This window comes from Cryobacterium breve (assembly GCF_027594785.1).
In the GTDB taxonomy this organism is placed as follows: Bacteria; Actinomycetota; Actinomycetes; order Actinomycetales; family Microbacteriaceae; genus Cryobacterium; species Cryobacterium breve_A.
On sequence record NZ_CP075584.1, the window covers coordinates 713,714 to 730,746 of the forward strand.

Genomic DNA, 17,033 nt, shown 5'->3' on the forward strand with positions numbered 1-17,033 from the left:
AAACGCTTGCGCGCCCACCTCGGGAATCCTCTTCGTTCGCAACCGGCTCTTGGCTCTGGCTGCTAATACCTTTGGTCGTGGGACCAATGAATCTGGGCTGTTACGGCCCATTAAGCCTTCTCTGGCTGTGCTCGAGCGCGGCTCAAGCATCCTCGATGATTATCGCATGTATTGTTCAGGATCGAGTGCGAGGCGCATGACATAATCCTGAGGTGCAACACACCGAGCAATCCAAGCGCCCCGTCGGGCTCGCCGTCTTCATGATCATCGGAGGTGCGATCGCCCTCGCCGCCGCCTTCGCACTGACCCTGGACAAGATCGCGATCCTCGAGGACCCGCAGGCGCAGCTCTCCTGCAACTTCAGCGTGCTCGTCGGCTGCAGTACCAACCTCGGCTCCTGGCAGGGTGCGCTGTTCGGTTTCCCGAATCCGCTGATCGGGCTCATCGCCTGGACGGTCGTCATCACCATCGGATCCGCGATCCTCGCGGGCGCCCGGTTCGCCCGCTGGTTCTGGATCGGACTGAACGCCGGCGTGACGCTCGCGCTCGTCTTCGTGATCTGGCTGATGGGGCAGAGCTTCTTCGTGCTCGACGTGCTGTGCCCGTGGTGCATGGTGACCTGGGTCGTCACGATCCCGATGTTCCTGGCCGTGACCCTCTACAACCTCCGGACGGGCACCCTCCCGGTTCCGACGGGGGTTCGGCGCTTCGCCGCCGGCGCATCGTCGTGGATCGTCGTGATCACAATCGGGTGCTACCTCGTCGCCGCCACGGTCGCCCAGGCTCAAGATGGACTTCCTGCACCGTCTCTAGACCTGACCCGGCACCCGCCCCACCCGCGGCATCCGCCCGGCCGAACGGATGCCGACTGTCGCCTTAACCGCCGAGTGTCGCCGTTCCGCCGGCTACTTTCGGCGAAAACGGCGACACTCGGCAGGTTTGGCGGGGGCTAGTCGAACCAGAGCGCGAGTTCGCGGGCCGCGGACTCCGGCGAGTCCGAGCCGTGCACGAGGTTCTGCTGGACCTTGGCGCCCCAGTCGCGGCCGAGGTCTCCCCGGATCGTGCCGGGCGCTGCGGTCGTGGGATCTGTCGTACCGGCGAGGGAACGGAAGCCCTCGATGACGCGTTCGCCGGCGATGCGGATCGCGAGGATCGGCCCGCTCTCCATGAACTCGACGAGCGGCTCGAAGAAGGGCTTGCCCGCGTGCTCCGCGTAGTGCTCCGCGAGAAGGGAACGGTCGGCCTGGACGAGTTTGATGTCGACGAGGGAATATCCCTTCTGCTCGATGCGTCGCAGGATCTCTCCGGAGAGGTTGCGGGCGACGCCGTCAGGCTTCACCAGGACGAGGGTTTCTTGGACCGGGGTGCTCATGAGTTCTCCTTGTTGTTGTCTAGTCTCGAGCCGGTGATCATGCAGTATGCCCACATGCCGGTGAACAGTGCGCCGACGATGAACATGGCCGGGTTGACGAACCCGGTCAGGACGATGACGGCCTGGACCATCCAGCCGATCGCGTATGACCAGGTGTAGCGGAGCAGGCCGATCGTCGCGACCATCACGAGGCAGAGCAGCGCTCCCCCGCCGAGTGCGAGCCAGGCCGGCAACGAGCCGAGCCCGAAGAGGAGCAACGCCGCGAGAAACACGATGATCGTCTCGAAGCCGAGGACGATCGACGCGAGCGACTCGCGCACCGACCGAGCACGCCGCGGGCGCGGGGCGTCGGTCACTTCTTGAGCCATTCCCTCGCGGCGGCCAGGGACAGGGCCTCGCCGACGAGGGTGATCGAACCGGTCACGATCACGCCGCGGCGCGGAGCGTCCGCGGCCCAGGTCCTCGCGGCGTCGAGGGCGTCCGCAACGTCGTCGAAGCGACTGACGGCATCCTCGTTCGTTCCGGCGGCAACGATGTCGGCGAGGTCGTCGACGGGGATCGCCCGGTCGGACTGCGACTGGGTGACATGGAACCGGGTCACGACGGGGGCGAGCGCCGCGACGATGCCCGCGGCGTCCTTGTCGGCGAGGATCCCGATCACGGCGACGACCTCATCGAAGTGGAAGTAGGTGCCGACCGCCGCGGCCAGGGCGCCCGCCCCGTGCGGGTTGTGCGCGGCATCCACGAGCACGGTCGGTTCGATGCCGATGAGCTGCAGCCGGCCGGGTGAGGTGGCGGTCGCGAGCCCCTCCGTGAGGATGTCGTGGTCGAGCGGACGGGTCCCGGCACCGAGGAAGGACTCGACCGCCGCGATCGCGACGGCCGCGTTGTGGGCCTGGTGGGTGCCGTACATCGGCAGGAACAGGCTCCGAGTATGTCGCGGCCAGACCGCGCACCGTGATGAGCTGCCCGCCGACGCCGACCTGGCTGTCGAGCAGGGCGAATTCCTCGCCCTCGCTCGCGAGGGTCGATTCGGTCAGTTCCACGGCGCGTTCCAGTTCGGCCTGCACGGTTTCCACCTGCCGGGCGCTGACGACGGATGCCGCCGGCTTGATGATCCCTGCCTTGGTGCGGGCGATCTCCGCGACGGTGTTGCCGAGCCGTTTGGTGTGGTCGAGGGCGACCGGTGTGACGACGGCGACGAGGCCGTCTGCGACGTTCGTGGAGTCCCACTCTCCGCCCATGCCGACCTCGATCACGGCGACGTCGACGGGGGCGTCGGCGAAACAGGCGAAGGCGAGCACGGTGAGTGCCTCGAAGAAGGTGAGCGGTTCCTCGTTCGTCTCCGCGAGCTCGGCGTCCACCATCGCGAGGTACGGCTGGATGTCCTCCCAGTTCGCGGCGAGGTCGCGGTCGCTGATCGGTTCGCCGTCGATCACGATCCGTTCGTTGAGGCGGACGAGGTGCGGGCTCGTCATCATGCCCGTGCGCAGCCCGTACGCGCGCAGGATGCTCTCGGTGATCCGGCTCGTGCTGGTCTTGCCGTTCGTGCCGGTGATGTGGATCACCGGGTAGGTGGTCTGCGGGTCGCCGAGCAGTTCGACGACGCGCCGGGTCGGGCCGAGGCGCGGTCGCGGGGCGGCCTCGCCGACCCTGTCGAGCAGGGCTGTGAAGACGGCCTCGCCCGCGTCGCGGTACTCGTCGTCTTCCGGCAGGTTCTGGTCCATCGAATCAGACATTCACGATTCCGTTCTCTCGGGCGACGGCGACGAGCACCGGCCCGCGGTTGGCGTAGTGGCCGGCCTCGAAGCGCACGTAGTGCTCGACGGGGGCGCCGGCGAGGTGTTCGAGCCATTCGGAGGGCACGGCGCCCGCGAGGATGACCGGGTCGACCTCGGTCGGGGCGTGTGCGGCGAAGCGCACGGTGAGCGTTTCCGCGGCCACGTCGACGCCCGGCGCGAGGCGCAGGGTGTCGAGGTCGGCCTGGTCGAAGAAGACGAGGTCGAGGCGGATCCGGTCGGCCACGAAGAATCCGGCTGACTTGCGGGTGTCCTGAACGGCGCGGATCAGGTCGCGGGCGAAGCCCTCGGCCTCGAGCTCCGGCGTGGTGACGGTGTCGAGCAGCACGAAGCCGCCGCCCTGGAGCAGGGCGAGGGCGGGTCCCGCCGCGGCGCCTTCCGCGGATGCCGCGTCGGTGCTGCCCGCGCCGGTGTCCGCCTGCAACACGAGTTCGTACTCGCCGGCCTCGAGCGCAATGCCGCCCGCGGTCACGATTCCGTCGGTTTCGCTCCAGTCGCCGCTGCGCGCGGCCTTGATCGCGGCCTGCACCTGCTTGCCGAGCCGGGGCCCGGCCGCGCGGGCGTTGACGGTGAGGCGGGAGGTGATGCCGTAGTTCGCCGCGCTGTCTTCGGCGAGCTCGACGAGGTTCACGCTCTTCACGTTGAACTCGTCGCGCAGGATGGCTTCGAAGGGGGCGAGCGCCGCGGTTCCGGTCGTGACGACGGTGAGCTGCGCGAGCGGCAGCCGCACGCGCAGGCCGGCCTGCTTCCGCAGCGACAGCACGGTGGAGCCTGATCGTGCGGATCTGGTCCATCGCCGTGACGAGGCCGTGGTCTGACGGGAAGAGGTCGGCGTCGGGCCAGTCCGTCAGGTGCACGCTGCGGCCGGCGGTCAGCCCCTGCCAGATTCTTTCGGTGACGAGCGGCAGCAGCGGGGCGGCGACCCGGCACACGGTCTCGAGCACGGTGTAGAGAGTGTCGAAGGCTTCTGTGGCGGTGCCGCCTGCGACGGCGCCGGTCCAGAACCGGTCCCGGGAGCGACGCACGTACCAGTTGGTCAGCACGTCGGCGAAGTCGCGGAGCCGGGCGGTGGCCTGGGTGGAGTCGAGGGCCTCGAGGTCGCTCGTGACGTCGACGATGACGTCGCGGGTCTTCGCGAGCAGGTACCGGTCGAGGACGTCGGTCGAGTCGGTGCGCCAGACGGCGTCGTAGCCGTTCTCCCCCGAGGCGTTGGCGTAGAGCGAGAAGAAGTACCAGGTGCTCCAGAGCGGCAGCATGACCTGGCGGGTGGCCTCCCGGATGCCCTCCTCCGTGACGATGAGGTTGCCGCCGCGCAGCACGGAGGAGCTCATCAGGAACCAGCGCATCGCGTCGCTTCCGTCGCGGTCGAAGACCTCGAAGACGTCGGGGTAGTTGCGCAGCGACTTCGACATCTTCTGGCCGTCGTTGCCGAGCACGATGCCGTGGCTCACGACGTTGGTGAACGCCGGCCGGTCGAAGAGCGCGGTCGAGAGCACGTGCAGGAGGTAGAACCAGCCGCGGGTCTGGCCGATGTACTCGACGATGAAGTCCGCGGGGTTGTGGGTGTCGAACCAGTCCCGGTTCTCGAACGGGTAGTGCACGGCGGCGAAGGGCATCGAACCGGAGTCGAACCAGACGTCGAGCACGTCCGTGATCCGGCGCATGGTGGACTTCCCGGTGGGGTCGTCGGGGTTCGGCCGGGTGAGCTCGTCGATGTACGGGCGGTGCAGGTCGGTCGGGCGCACCCCGAAGTCGGCCTCGAACTCGTCGAGCGAGCCGTAGACATCCGTGCGGGGGTAGTTCGGGTCGTCGCTCTTCCAGACCGGGATCGGCGATCCCCAGTACCGGTTGCGGCTGATCGACCAGTCGCGGGCGTTGCCGATCCACTTGCCGAACTGGCCGTCCTTGACGTTCTCCGGCACCCAGGTGACGTCCTGGTTGAGTTCGACCATGCGGTCGCGGAACTCCGTGACGCGCACGAACCAGCTCGACACCGCCTTGTAGATCAGCGGGTTGCGGCAGCGCCAGCAGTGCGGGTAGGAGTGCTCGTAGCTGGCCTGGCGCAGCAGCCGGCCCTCGGCCTTGAGCATCTGGGTGAGCGGCTTGTTCGCGTCTGACCAGAGCAGGCCGGCGACCTCGGGCACGTCGGCGAGGAACTTGCCGCCCTCGTCGAGGGAGATGATCACGGGGATCCCGGCGGCCTCGCAGGCCTTCTGGTCTTCCTCGCCGTATGCGGGCGCCTGGTGCACGATGCCGGTGCCGTCTGCGGTCGTGACGTAGTCGGCGAGCAGGATCGTCCAGGCCTTCTGGGTGTTCCAGACGGAGGCGTCGGCGTAGTAGTCGAAGAGGCGGTCGTATGCGACACCCTCGAGCTCGCGTCCCGTGACCGTGCGGTCCACGGCAGCGGAGGCCTCCGCGGGCGTGTCGTAGCCGAGGTCCTTCGCGTAGTTGCCGACGAGGTCGATCGCGATCAGGTACTCGGCGCCGAGGACGGACACGTCCACGCGAGCGGCGTCACTGCCGGAGGCGGCCTCCTCGCGGAGCACGGTCGCGTCCGGGGTGCCGTTCGGTCCGGCCGGGACGACGGCGTAGACGATGTCCGGACCGACGGCGAGGGCGAGGTTGGTCGGCAGGGTCCAGGGGGTCGTCGTCCAGGCGAGGGCGCGCACCGCGGTCAGGCCGAGGGCTTCCGCCTTCGTGCCGACGAGCGGGAACGTCACGGTGACGGTCTGGTCCTGGCGCATCTTGTAGACGTCGGCGTCCATGCCGAGCTCGTGGTTGGAGAGAGGAGTCTGGTCGCGCCAGCAGTACGGCAGCACCCGGTAGCCCTCGTAGGCGAGGCCCTTGTCGTGCAGGGTCTTGAAGGCCCAGATCACCGATTCCATGAAGGTGATGTCGAGGGTCTTGTAGTCGTTCTCGAAGTCGACCCAGCGGGCCTGGCGGTTGACGTAACGCTGCCAGTCGTCGGTGTACCTGAGCACGGAGTCGCGGGCGACCTTGTTGAAGGCGGCGATGCCGAGCTTCTCGATGTCGGCCTTGTCGGTGATGCCGAGCTGCCGTTCGGCCTCGAGCTCGGCGGGGAGGCCGTGGGTGTCCCAGCCGAAACGGCGGTGCACGAGCTTGCCGCGCATGGTCTGGAAGCGCGGGAACAGGTCTTTCGCATACCCGGTGAGCAGGTGGCCGTAGTGCGGCACGCCGTTTGCGAAGGGCGGGCCGTCGTAGAAGACCCACTCCGGGGCATCCGTGCGGTTGTCGATCGACGCCTGGAAGGTGCCGTCGGCCTCCCAGTATGCGAGCACCTCGGTCTCGATGGCCGGGAAGTTCGGCGACGGCACGATGGGAGCGGATGCGGCGAGCGCGGCCTGGTCGTGCGCTGCGGGCTGGTCGTCTGCTGCCGGGACGGGCGGGGCTTTGGGGTACACGTGCATCTCCTGGACAAAAGGGGCCGACAGGCCCTGTTCCACGAGGACGCCGGCTCCGGGAAGATTCGACGCGGTACCACCTCGCTTGCCGTCTTAACGCTGTGACGACCGCTTGTTCAGAGGCTGTGACGGGCCCGACCCGTTCGGTTCTACCAGGGGCCCGTCTTGCGACGATTCCCGTTCTTCCGAAGACTCACCGGTGATGGCCGGATCACTGTCATGCGAGCGCAATTCTATCCCGTCGGAGCAGCGAGTGCGGGAATTTCGGGCCGGACCGTGATGTTTTACGATGGGACCCGGCCCGGCCCCGCTACGCCGAGAGAGATTCCTTCCCCATGACCCCTCTGGTTCACCACTCCCACGTGCCGCGTTCGCTCGCCGTGGTCTCCGCCATCGCCCTGCTCCTGACCGGGTGCAGCGCATCCCCGCAACCCGCGGAGAACACCTCTCCCGTCTCCGGCGGCACGCTCAACTATGCCTCCGGCGACGCCGAACCGACGTGCCTCGACCCGCACGTCGGCGGCAACTATCCGCAGGCCCTCGTCGGCACCCAGTTCCTCGAGTCCCTCGTCTCCCGCGACAGCGCGGGCACGATCATCCCGTGGCTCGCGTCGAGCTGGTCGCAGAGCGCCGACGGCCTGGCCTGGGACTTCACCCTGCGCGGCAACGTGACCTTCACAGACGGGACCCCCTTCGACGCCGCGGCCGTGCAGGCGAATATCGCGCATGTGCAGGACCCGAAGACGGGGTCGTCGACCGGGTACCTCGCCGTGCGGAAGGTCGTGTCGACCTCCGTCGTTTCCCCCACCGTCGTGCGCCTGACCCTCAGCGAACCCGACAGTGCCCTGCTCGAGTCGCTCAGCCAGCCGTGGCTCGCGATGGAGTCGCCGAAGGCCCTCGCCCGCAGCCAGGACGAGAACTGCGCGGCCCCCATCGGTACCGGTCCGTTCGAGGTCGCCTCCTGGGCCAAGCAGAATGCGATCACCCTGGTCAGGAACGACGCGTACACCTCCCCGCCTGCCGACGCCGCCCACACCGGGCCCGCCTACCTCGACTCCATCGTGTGGCGGTACATCCCCGACTCGGCGTCCCGCTACGCCGCCCTGCAGTCCGGGGCCGTCGACGTGATCGACAATGCGCAGCCCGACACGATCGTGCAGGCCGGGAAGAGCAGCAGCATCCGCCACCTCGACGCGCCCCGGCCGGGCGCGTCCAACCGGATCGAACTCAACTCCGGTCGGGCCCCGTTCAACGACCCGCTCGTGCGCGAGGCCTTCGTCCGTGCCGCCGACGTCGACTCCGCCGTCTCGAGCCTCTTCCAGGGCACGGCGACCCGCTCGTTCTCTGCGCTCTCGAGCATCGAGCCGCTCGGGGTGTCCCGGCCGGACCTGTTCGGCTACGACCAGGCCGCAGCGGGCACCCTGCTCGACTCGGCGGGCTGGACCGGCCGCGACGCGGACGGCTACCGGACCAAGGACGGTGTGCGCCTCACCGTGGTCTTCCCGGTGAGCACCAACCAGTCGATCCCCGCGGAACAGTCCCTGTTCGAGCAGCTGCAGGCGACCGCGAAGACCGCCGGCTTCGACGTGGTGCTCTCGCCGCTCGACCTGTCGGCCTGGTACACCGCCCTCGGTTCGAACGCCTACGACGCCGTGAGCGCGCCGTACACGAAGGTCGGTCCCGACGTGCTCCGCACCCTCTTCGACTCGGCCGGCATCGTGCCGGCACCGAGCGGGTACTTCGCCAACCACGCCCAGGTGAACGACGCAACGGTCGACGCCTGGCTCACCGAGGCCTCCCCAGACGGCTGACGCACCCAAGCGCGCCGCACTCTACGCGCAGGCGCAGAACCGGGTCCTCGAGGGCTTCTACATTCTGCCGCTGTACGACCAGCAGAACCACTACCTGGTCTCCTCTGTCGTTTCCGGCACCCGGGCGATGCCGACGGTCTCGACGCCCACGTTCTACGACGCGTGGCTGAACCGGTAACGAGGTCCAGGCCGGCCGACCGCTCCCGGCCGGCCGCGCTGCGGCGCGCCCTGTTGCGGGCGACCGCCCGGCTCGGAGGGGCCGTTCTCGTGCTCTGGCTCGTCGCGACCGTCACCTTCTTCGCGATGAGGCTCGTCCCCGGTGACCCGGCTGAGGCCGTGCTCGGCGGACCGGGCTCGCAGACCTCCCCGGAGGCACTCGCTGCGGTGCGCGCCCAGTACGGCCTCGACCAGCCGCTCCCCCTGCAGTACCTCGCCGAACTCGGCCGCCTCGTGACGGGTGACCTCGGCCGCTCATACGCACTCCGCGTCCCCGTCGCACCACTCCTGCTCGGGCAGCTCGGCGGCACGCTCCTTCTCGCCGTGCTCTCGCTGGTGCTCGCGTGGCTGATCGCGATCGGCCTCGCCCTGTTCGGGGCCGGTGCGGGGCGTTGGGGGGCGGATGCTGGGCTCGGGCCTCGAGATCGGTGCCGCCGCGCTGCCGCACTTCTGGCTCGCGAGCGCGCTCATCGTGGTGTTCAGCGGCTGGCTCGGCCTGCTGCCGCCGGTCAGCACGCCCGGCCCTGCCGGACTCGTTCTGCCCGTGCTGACCCTCGCTCTCCCGCTCGCCGGTTTCCTCGGCCAGGTGATGCGCGAGTCGATGCTCACGGCACTCGAGGCCCCGTTCGTCATCTCCGCGCGGGCACGCGGCGAAAGCGAGGCGGGCATCCGCCGGGTGCACGTGCTCCGGCACGCGAGCCTGCCCGGGATCAGTCTCTCCGGGTGGGCGTTCGGGTCGCTGATCAGCGGGGCCGTCGTCGTCGAGACGATCTTCGCGAGGCCGGGACTCGGCCGCACCCTGCTGAACGCCGTCACCGTGCAGGACGTGCCCGTCGTGATCGGAGTCGTGCTGTTCGTCGCCACCGCCTACATCCTGATGACCCTTCTGACCGACCTCGCCCAGCGGGTCGCCGACCCGAGGCTGCGACGCTCATGAGCGATCTCGAGATCCAGGCCGGCCTCGCCGGCGCTGCGGCACGGCGCCCCCGGGGCGCGGGTCGCCCGGGTCCTGCTGGCGGGAGGACGGGCGCCGCCGGCCGCGGATCCGACGGCCGGAGATTCGGCCAGTGGTTCGGCGGTCAGATCGGCCTCGCCGAGGTCCTCGCGGCCGCCTTCGTACTGTTCCTGCTCGTCGCCGCCTTCGCGCCCGGCCTCGTGGCGCCGGGAGACCCGCTCGCGATCGACCCGCGCTCGGCGTTCCAGGGCCCCTCGTGGGTGCACTGGTTCGGCACCGACGAATCCGGGCGCGACGTCTACACCCGGGTCAGCCACGGCACCGGGAGCTCGCTCCAGATCGGCGTGGCGGCGACCCTGATCGGCCTCGGCCTCGGGGCCGTGCTCGGCACCGTGGCCGGCATGCTCGGTGCGGTCGTCGACTTCACCGTGAACCGCCTGCTCGAGGTCATGTTCGCCTTCCCCGGCCTGTTACTCGCCCTGCTGTTCATCATGATCTTCGGGCCGGGACCTGCGACGGCGACCTTCGCGGTGGGGCTCGCGACCGCACCGGGCTACGCCAGGATCATCCGAGCCCAGCTCCTGTCGGTGCGGTCCTCCGCCTTCGTCGAGGCCGCGACCGTTCTCGGTCGCAGCCGCGCCCGCATCCTCGTGCGGCACATCCTGCCCAACACGCTCGCGCCGCTCCTCGTGCTCGGCACCCTCGGCATCGGCCAGGCCATCATCTGGGCGGCGGCGCTCAGTTACCTCGGCCTCGGGGCCCAACCGCCGGCCGCCGAATGGGGCGCGATGCTCTCGGCGGGCCGCACCTACCTGAGCACAGCCGTCTGGATGAGTTTCTTCCCCGGGCTCTTTGTCGTGCTGACCTCGATCTCCGCGACCGTCCTCGGTCGTGCCGTCGAACGACGACTGAGGCACGCATGACCGGGGCACAGGTGACCGGGCCGGGCTCGCTGGGAACAGTCTCCGCGGTCAGTCGAGCGGATGCCGCGGCCCCGACGGGCGGACCGGCCCTGCTGGTCCGCGGGCTCAGCGTCGGCTTCGGCAGCGACGCCGGTCGGAATCCCCTCGTCGATGACGTCTCCTTCGAGGTCGCGCCCGGGGAATGCCTCGCCATCGTCGGCGAATCCGGCTCGGGGAAGAGCCTCACGGCGCGCAGCCTGCTCGGCCTGGCCGGGCCCGGCTCGTGGCTGCGCGCCGAGGAGCCTGAGCCTCGGCGGGGCATCCGTGCTCGGTCTCGGCGAGGCCGGCTGGCGGCGCAGGCGGGGTCGCGACGTCGGACTCGTGCTGCAGGACGCGCTCGTGTCGCTCGACCCGCTGCGGCCGATCGGACACGAGATCGCAGACAGCCTGCGGCTGCACACGAACCTCTCGGCGGCCGCGCGGGCGCGCCGGGTCCTCGAGCTCCTGGCCGAGGTTGGGCTTCCCGACGGCGAGCTCAGGGTCGGTCAGCGTTCCGGCCAGCTCTCCGGCGGCCAGCGGCAGCGCGCGCTGATCGCCTCCGCGATCGCCCTGCGCCCGCCGCTGCTCATCGCGGACGAGCCGACGACTGCCCTCGACGTGACCGTGCAGGCGCGGATCCTCGACCTGTTCGAGGAGCCTGCTGCACGCGGGGACGGCCCTCGTGCTGATCAGCCACGATCTGGCCGTCGTGAGCCGGATCGCCGACCGGGTCGCGGTGATGAGCGGCGGCCGGATCGTCGAGACCGGCGCGACCCGTGCGCTCCTCGCCGACCCGCAGCATCCCGAGACGAGGAAGATGATCGCCGCGGTCCCGGCCGGGCGCCCCCGCGGCACCCGGCTGTCGGCGCAGGACCGCCCGCACCGGCCGGCAGCTGTGGTCGCTCCTGCAGCCGTTTCCACGCCCGTCCCTGCGGGCCTCAGCCCCTTCGTGCTCGAGGCTTCCGGGCTCGTCAAGAGTTTCCGGATGCCCGACCGGAGCCGGCTGCTCGCCGTCAACGACGTCTCGTTCACGCTCGACCGCGGCACGACGCTCGGCATCGTCGGTGAGTCCGGTTCGGGCAAGACCACGCTCGCCCGGCTGTTGCTCGCGCTCGAGTCCCCGGACGCAGGCGACGTGAGGATGCTCGGCGAACCTTGGAGCGGAGTCCCCGAGCGCGCCAGACGACCCCGACGTGCGGCAGTCGGCGCCGTCTACCAGGATGCGCTCGCCTCCTTCGACCCGCGGCTCACCGTCGGCGCCGTCCTCCGCGATGCCGCCGGCTCCGCTGACCAGTCGCTCGAGCTCCTCGACCGAGTCGGGCTCAGCGCCGCCGTGCTCGGCCGCCGCCCGCTCGAACTCTCCGGAGGGCAACGGCAACGGGTCGGCATCGCCCGTGCCCTCGCGAACCGCCCGCAGATCCTGATCTGCGATGAACCGGTGTCCGCGCTCGACATGACCGTGCAGGCCCAGGTGCTCGACCTCCTCGACGAACTCCAGCGCGACCTCGGCCTGAGTCTCGTCTTCATCTCGCACGACCTCGGCGTCGTGCAGCACGTCAGCGACCGGATCGTCGTCATCGAGAACGGAGCGGTCGTCGAGTCCGGCCCGACGGAACAGGTCTTCGCCGCGCCGGCGCATCCGTACACCCGGCGCCTGCTCGACGCCGTGCCGCGCCTGCCCGCCCCCTGATCTGCCTCCGGAGACCCGGTGGGGCCAACTCAGGAAACCTGCCCCGCGCCCCTGAAGAAACCCCGGAATCCCGAGGGTCCACTCATGTGCACCCATCGGATCTCCTGAGTTAGCCCCGCAGGCAACGGTGGTAGGGCGGACGCCCCCGAATCGCCGGTGAACGGGGCATCGGGTAGGTTGGATTAGGCCAATATTCAGGCACCTCACCGCAGACACGGTGCCGCAGACAGTGAATCGGAGAAACATGACGATCCCGAACGTTCCGGATAAGCCAGCCCTCGAGGGCCTCGAGAACAAGTGGGGCGGCACCTGGGACACCGAGGGCACCTACCGCTTCGACCGCGACTCCACGACCCGGGCGAACATCTTCTCCATCGACACTCCCCCGCCGACCGCGTCCGGCTCGCTGCACATCGGCCACGTGTTCTCGTACACCCACACCGACGTCGTCGCGCGCTTCCAGCGGATGCGCGGCCGCGACGTGTTCTACCCGATGGGCTGGGACGACAACGGCCTTCCGACCGAACGCCGGGTGCAGAACTATTACGGCGTGCGCTGCGACCCCTCGCTGCCGTACGCCCCCGACTTCACCGCGCCCTTCGAGGGCGGCGACGGCAAGAGCACCAAGGCCGCCGACCAGGTCCCGATCAGCCGCCGCAACTTCATCGAACTCTGCGAACGCCTCACCATCGAAGACGAGAAGCAGTTCGAAGCGCTCTGGCGCGACCTCGGCCTGAGCGTCGACTGGACCCAGACCTACCGCACGATCGGTTCACACTCGATCGCATCCTCCCAGCTCGCCTTCCTCGGCAATGTCGCCCGCGGAGAGGCCTACCAGGCGATGGCGCCGACCCTCTGGGACGTCACCTTCCGCACGGCCGTCGCGCAGGCCGAGCTCGAGGACAAGGACATGCCCGCCGCGTACCACCGGGTCTCCTTCCGGAAGCCCGACGGTTCCACCATCGAGATCGAGACCACCCGGCCCGAGCTGCTGCCGGCCTGCGTTGCCCTCGTCGCGCACCCGGACGACGAGCGCTACAAGCACCTGTTCGGCACCACGGTGCGCACCCCGCTCTTCGACGTCGAAGTTCCGATCCTCGCCCACCACCTCGCCCAGAAAGACAAGGGCAGCGGAATCGCGATGATCTGTACCTTCGGCGACGTGACCGACGTGGTCTGGTGGCGGGAACTCGACCTGCCGAACCGCGCGATCATGGGCTTCGACGGCCGCATCATCGCCGAGGCGCCTGAGGTCATCACGAGCGAAGCCGGAATCAATGCGTACGCCGAGCTCGCCGGAAAGACCGTGTTCTCGGCCAAGCAAGCCGTCGTCGCGCTCCTCAAGGCGAGCGGCGACATGATCGGTGAGCCGAAGCCGATCGTGCACCCGGTCAAATTCTTTGAAAAGGGCGACAAGCCCCTCGAGATCGTCTCGACCCGCCAGTGGTACATCCGCAATGGCGCACGCGACGAAGCACTGCGGTCCCGACTGCTCGCGCACGGCGCCGACCTGCAGTGGCACCCCGAATTCATGAAGGTCCGCTACGACAACTGGGTCAACGGCCTCACGGGCGACTGGCTCGTGTCCCGCCAGCGCTTCTTCGGTGTGCCGCTCCCGGTCTGGTACCCGCTCGACGCCGAGTCGAACCCGGTCTTCGACCAGCCGATCGTCGCCACCCGGGACCAGCTCCCGGTCGACCCCTCGTCCGACACCGCGCCAGGGTACGAAAGCATCCAGCGCGGCCAGGCCGGCGGTTTCGTCGGCGAGGTCGACGTGATGGACACCTGGGCGACGTCCTCGCTCACCCCCCAGCTCGCCGGCGGCTGGGAGCGCGACCCCCAGCTCTTCGACCTGGTCTACCCGTACTCGCTGCGCCCTCAGGGCCAGGACATCATCCGCACCTGGTTGTTCTCCACCCTGCTCCGCGCCGAGCTCGAGGACGGCCGGTCACCGTGGAAGCACGCGGCCCTGTCCGGGTTCATCGTCGACCCCGACCGCAAGAAGATGTCCAAGTCCAAGGGCAACGTCGTCACCCCCGCGGACATGCTCGTGCAGCACGGTTCGGATGCCGTGCGCTACTGGGCCGCCTCCTCCCGCCTCGGCACCGACGCGGCATTCGACCCCAAGAACCCGACCCAGATCAAGATCGGCCGTCGCCTCGCGATCAAGATTCTGAACGCGTCGAAGTTCATCCTGAGCTTCGACGGGGCGGCGGATGCCGCGATCACCGAGCCCCTCGACCGCAGCATGCTCGCGCGCCTCACGAGCGTCGTCGCCCAGGCGACGACCGCGTTCGAGGGCTACGATCACGCCCGCGCCCTCGAGGTCACCGAGAGCTTCTTCTGGACCTTCTGCGACGACTACCTCGAGCTCGTCAAGGAACGCGCGTACGGCGAAGCCGGCACCGGGCAGGCCTCAGCCGTCGCGGCGCTCCGCACCGCGCTGTCGACCCTGCTCCGTCTGTTCGCCCCGTTCGTGCCGTTCGCGACCGAAGAGGCGTGGTCCTGGTCGAACGAGGGGTCCGTTCACCGGGCGGCCTGGCCCGTCGCCGCAGACCTCGAGGCAGGCGCAGGAGGCAACCCCGCGCTGCTCGAACTGTCCAGTCGGGCACTCACCGGCATCCGCCGCGGAAAGACGGATGCGAAAGCGTCCCAGAAAACCGACGTCGCATCTGCTGTAATTAGCGGAACGGCCGCGGAGGTGGCCCTGCTCGCGCAGGCTGCCGCTGACCTGCAGGCGGTCGGCCGGATCTCGGAATTGGTTTTTGTCGAAGGCGGCGAGTTGGCAGTCACGGAAATCGTGCTCGCCACGGTGTCGGAGAGTTAAGGAGAACCAGATGGCTATACACGTACGAACATTGGGCGACAAGGACTTTTTCGCCTGGCTGGGACTCTTCGAGGGCTACAGCGAGTTCTACAAGAGCGAACTGACCGATGAGAAGGCCCTCCGCGTCTGGAGCTGGATCATCGATCGGAACCACGTGCTGAACGGCGCGGTCGCGGTCAGTGACGACGGCGACTTCGTGGGATTCGCGCACTACCGGGAGGTGCCGAATACGCTCAGCGCAACCCGCGGTCTCTTCATCGACGACCTGTTCGTCGCGCCGGAGCACCGCACGTCCGGGGTCGGCCGTTCGCTGATCGAGTTCGCGAAGGAATACGCGACCGGGCACAAGCTCGCGACCGTGCAGTGGATCACCGCCGCGGACAACGAGACCGCCCAGCGTCTCTACGACGACGTCGGCACCCGCACCGACTGGGTCACCTACGAGATCGAGCTCTGAGCCCGATGCAGGTGGGAACCCGCTGGCCGTTCGGCGGCACGGCGCCGTCCGGGCTGCCCGAGGTCGTCCTCCTCGCGGTCAGCACGGTCGAGGAGGACCTCACGGTCGCCCCGAAGGACGGCACGGATGCCTGGCGCTGGACACTGACCTGGCTGGAAGCCAAGCCCGTGATCGACGAGCTCGACGACGGCACCGTCATCCGCTATGACCCGGTCGACGACAGCGCCACGATCACGCAGCCGTCCATCGAGGTCGAGGACGACGAGGACTGGATCTAGGCCCCTGCGGTTCCGCGGGTTCTAATCCCGCGGGGCCGCTGGGTTCGTCGCACCCTGCCGGTCCGCTCTCGCCGAGCGGGCGAGTCGGATCATCGCTGCGGCGCCCAGGATGGGACCGGGCACCAGGACCAACAGGGCGAACTGCCAGCCGACGAGTCCCGCGAGCACCGGGACGATCTGGATCGTGATGACCGTGATCAGGAAGCCGATTGCGGTCTGAACGGTCAACGCGGTGCCCACGTAGCGCGGATCCGCGGACTCGCTGAGCGACGTGGAGAACACGCCGGAATCGGCGATAACGGATGCGCCCCACACCGTCAGCGCGATGACGAGTACCAGCGGCGCCGCCGCGAAGAACACCGGCGACGCGAGGGCACAACTGCCGCTCACGATCAGGGCTCCGGCACCCGCGGGGCCGCGCCCGTAGCGGTCGGCCGCCCACCCGCCCAGCAGGGCGCCGGCCGCGCCGGCCACTCCGATCACGAGGAAGATGACGAGCGTGTCCCACGCCGCAACGGGCTCTCCCGCCATCGACCGTCCGGCGCGGACGAACGCGGGCAGCCAGGTCCACAGGGCGAACAACTCCCACATGTGGCCGAAGTAGCCGAAATTGGCCAGGCGGGAACGTCGGTCCCTGAACATGTCCACGGCGTACCGGGGGTTGATCGGGCTGCTGCTGGATGCTCCGTGCGGGCCCAACCGGATCAGGAGCGCAGCGACGACCGCGGCGACCGCCGAGAGCACCGCGGAGACGTTCATCACATCCCGCCAGGCGAGGTCGGGCAGGCCACGGATGAGGTGCGGCAGGGCGGAGCCGAGGGTCAGGGCCGCGATCATGAGGCCGAAGGCCCGTCCCCTGGCGCGGGGCGGCGCCCAGGATGCCGTGAGTTTCATCCCGACCGGGTACACGCCTGCCAGCAGCGCACCGGTCAGGAAGCGTGGGAGCAGGGCTGTCGCGAGGTCGGTCGCCGTCGCGGTGAAGGCGAGAATGCATCCGGACGTTCCCAGCGCGCACCCCGCCATCAACAGCTGGGGCGGGATCCGGTCCGCTGCGTTCAGGACCGCGGACACGACGGCGCCGACCACAAAGCCGAGTTGCACGGATGCCGTCAGCCAGACCGCGTCGACCGCCGAGATGTTCCAGTCCAGGCTGAGCGCAGGGACGACGGCGGATGCTGAGAACCAGGCGGACATGGCGAGGACCTGGACAAGTGCGATCAGCAGCCGTTGGCGCCTCTGCCCGGTCATGGCCGGTCCCGGCTCGC

At 69.2% G+C, this 17,033-nt stretch carries 10 protein-coding genes and 6 pseudogenes; 11 read left to right on the forward strand and 5 right to left on the reverse strand.

Going from position 1 to position 17,033, the window contains the following annotated elements:
* Nucleotides 1-212: 212 nt before the first annotated feature.
* Entirely contained in the window at nt 213-953 is a 741-nt protein-coding gene (locus KIV56_RS03480) for a vitamin K epoxide reductase family protein (protein WP_281535164.1), read from the forward strand.
* On the opposite strand, the gene ndk is transcribed toward KIV56_RS03480, so the two are convergent.
* The 4 genes and pseudogenes from ndk to ileS all read right to left on the reverse strand — a co-directional run bounded on the left by ndk (nt 950) and on the right by ileS (nt 6,599).
* Nucleotides 950-1,372: a nucleoside-diphosphate kinase gene (gene ndk / locus KIV56_RS03485; RefSeq protein ID WP_281535165.1), complete on the reverse strand. Its 423-nt coding sequence runs from the start codon at nt 1,370-1,372 to the stop codon at nt 950-952. The genes KIV56_RS03480 and ndk overlap by 4 nt on opposite strands.
* Nucleotides 1,369-1,728 carry a DUF4233 domain-containing protein gene (locus KIV56_RS03490; protein ID WP_281535166.1) on the reverse strand — a complete coding sequence of 120 codons (360 nt, stop codon included), beginning with the start codon at nt 1,726-1,728 and terminating at the stop codon, nt 1,369-1,371. Before KIV56_RS03490 ends, ndk begins: the two co-directional genes overlap by 4 nt.
* Nucleotides 1,725-3,099 (reverse strand): annotated as a pseudogene (locus KIV56_RS03495) (bifunctional folylpolyglutamate synthase/dihydrofolate synthase). Before KIV56_RS03495 ends, KIV56_RS03490 begins: the two are co-directional and overlap by 4 nt.
* Before the next feature lie 4 nt (nt 3,100-3,103).
* Nucleotides 3,104-6,599: pseudogene (gene ileS / locus KIV56_RS03500) on the reverse strand (isoleucine--tRNA ligase).
* Between the two features lie 329 nt (nt 6,600-6,928).
* On the opposite strand from ileS, the pseudogene KIV56_RS03505 reads away from it, so the two are divergent.
* The 10 genes and pseudogenes from KIV56_RS03505 to KIV56_RS03535 all read left to right on the forward strand — a co-directional run bounded on the left by KIV56_RS03505 (nt 6,929) and on the right by KIV56_RS03535 (nt 15,768).
* Nucleotides 6,929-8,582, forward strand: a pseudogene (locus KIV56_RS03505) (ABC transporter substrate-binding protein).
* Nucleotides 8,583-8,707: 125 nt separating this feature from the next.
* Nucleotides 8,708-8,806: pseudogene (locus KIV56_RS19395) on the forward strand (ABC transporter permease); the annotation flags it as partial.
* Nucleotides 8,807-9,023: 217 nt separating this feature from the next.
* Nucleotides 9,024-9,557, forward strand: coding sequence for an ABC transporter permease (locus KIV56_RS19400; protein WP_348648536.1), 534 nt, complete (start codon nt 9,024-9,026; stop codon nt 9,555-9,557).
* On the forward strand, nt 9,554-10,498 hold the full coding sequence (locus KIV56_RS03515) for an ABC transporter permease (RefSeq protein ID WP_281535167.1): 945 nt from the start codon (nt 9,554-9,556) through the stop codon (nt 10,496-10,498). Before KIV56_RS19400 ends, KIV56_RS03515 begins: the two co-directional genes overlap by 4 nt.
* Nucleotides 10,495-10,707: pseudogene (locus KIV56_RS19405) on the forward strand (ABC transporter ATP-binding protein); the annotation flags it as partial. The gene KIV56_RS03515 and the pseudogene KIV56_RS19405, both read left to right, overlap by 4 nt.
* Nucleotides 10,649-11,065, forward strand: a pseudogene (locus KIV56_RS19410) (ABC transporter ATP-binding protein); the annotation flags it as partial. The pseudogenes KIV56_RS19405 and KIV56_RS19410, both read left to right, overlap by 59 nt.
* A 190-nt stretch (nt 11,066-11,255) precedes the next feature.
* On the forward strand, nt 11,256-12,206 hold the full coding sequence (locus KIV56_RS19415) for an ABC transporter ATP-binding protein (RefSeq protein WP_348648537.1): 951 nt from the start codon (nt 11,256-11,258) through the stop codon (nt 12,204-12,206).
* A gap of 244 nt (nt 12,207-12,450) precedes the next feature.
* Nucleotides 12,451-15,033: a valine--tRNA ligase gene (gene valS, locus KIV56_RS03525; protein ID WP_281535168.1), complete on the forward strand. Its 2,583-nt coding sequence runs from the start codon at nt 12,451-12,453 to the stop codon at nt 15,031-15,033.
* 10 nt (nt 15,034-15,043) lie between these two features.
* On the forward strand, nt 15,044-15,490 hold the full coding sequence (locus KIV56_RS03530; protein WP_281535169.1) for a GNAT family N-acetyltransferase: 447 nt from the start codon (nt 15,044-15,046) through the stop codon (nt 15,488-15,490).
* Nucleotides 15,491-15,495: 5 nt separating this feature from the next.
* Entirely contained in the window at nt 15,496-15,768 is a 273-nt protein-coding gene (locus KIV56_RS03535; RefSeq protein ID WP_281535170.1) for a hypothetical protein, read from the forward strand.
* A gap of 21 nt (nt 15,769-15,789) precedes the next feature.
* Here KIV56_RS03535 and KIV56_RS03540 read toward each other — a convergent pair whose 3' ends face one another.
* Entirely contained in the window at nt 15,790-17,016 is a 1,227-nt protein-coding gene (locus KIV56_RS03540; RefSeq protein ID WP_281535171.1) for an MFS transporter, read from the reverse strand.
* Nucleotides 17,017-17,033 lie beyond the last annotated feature (17 nt).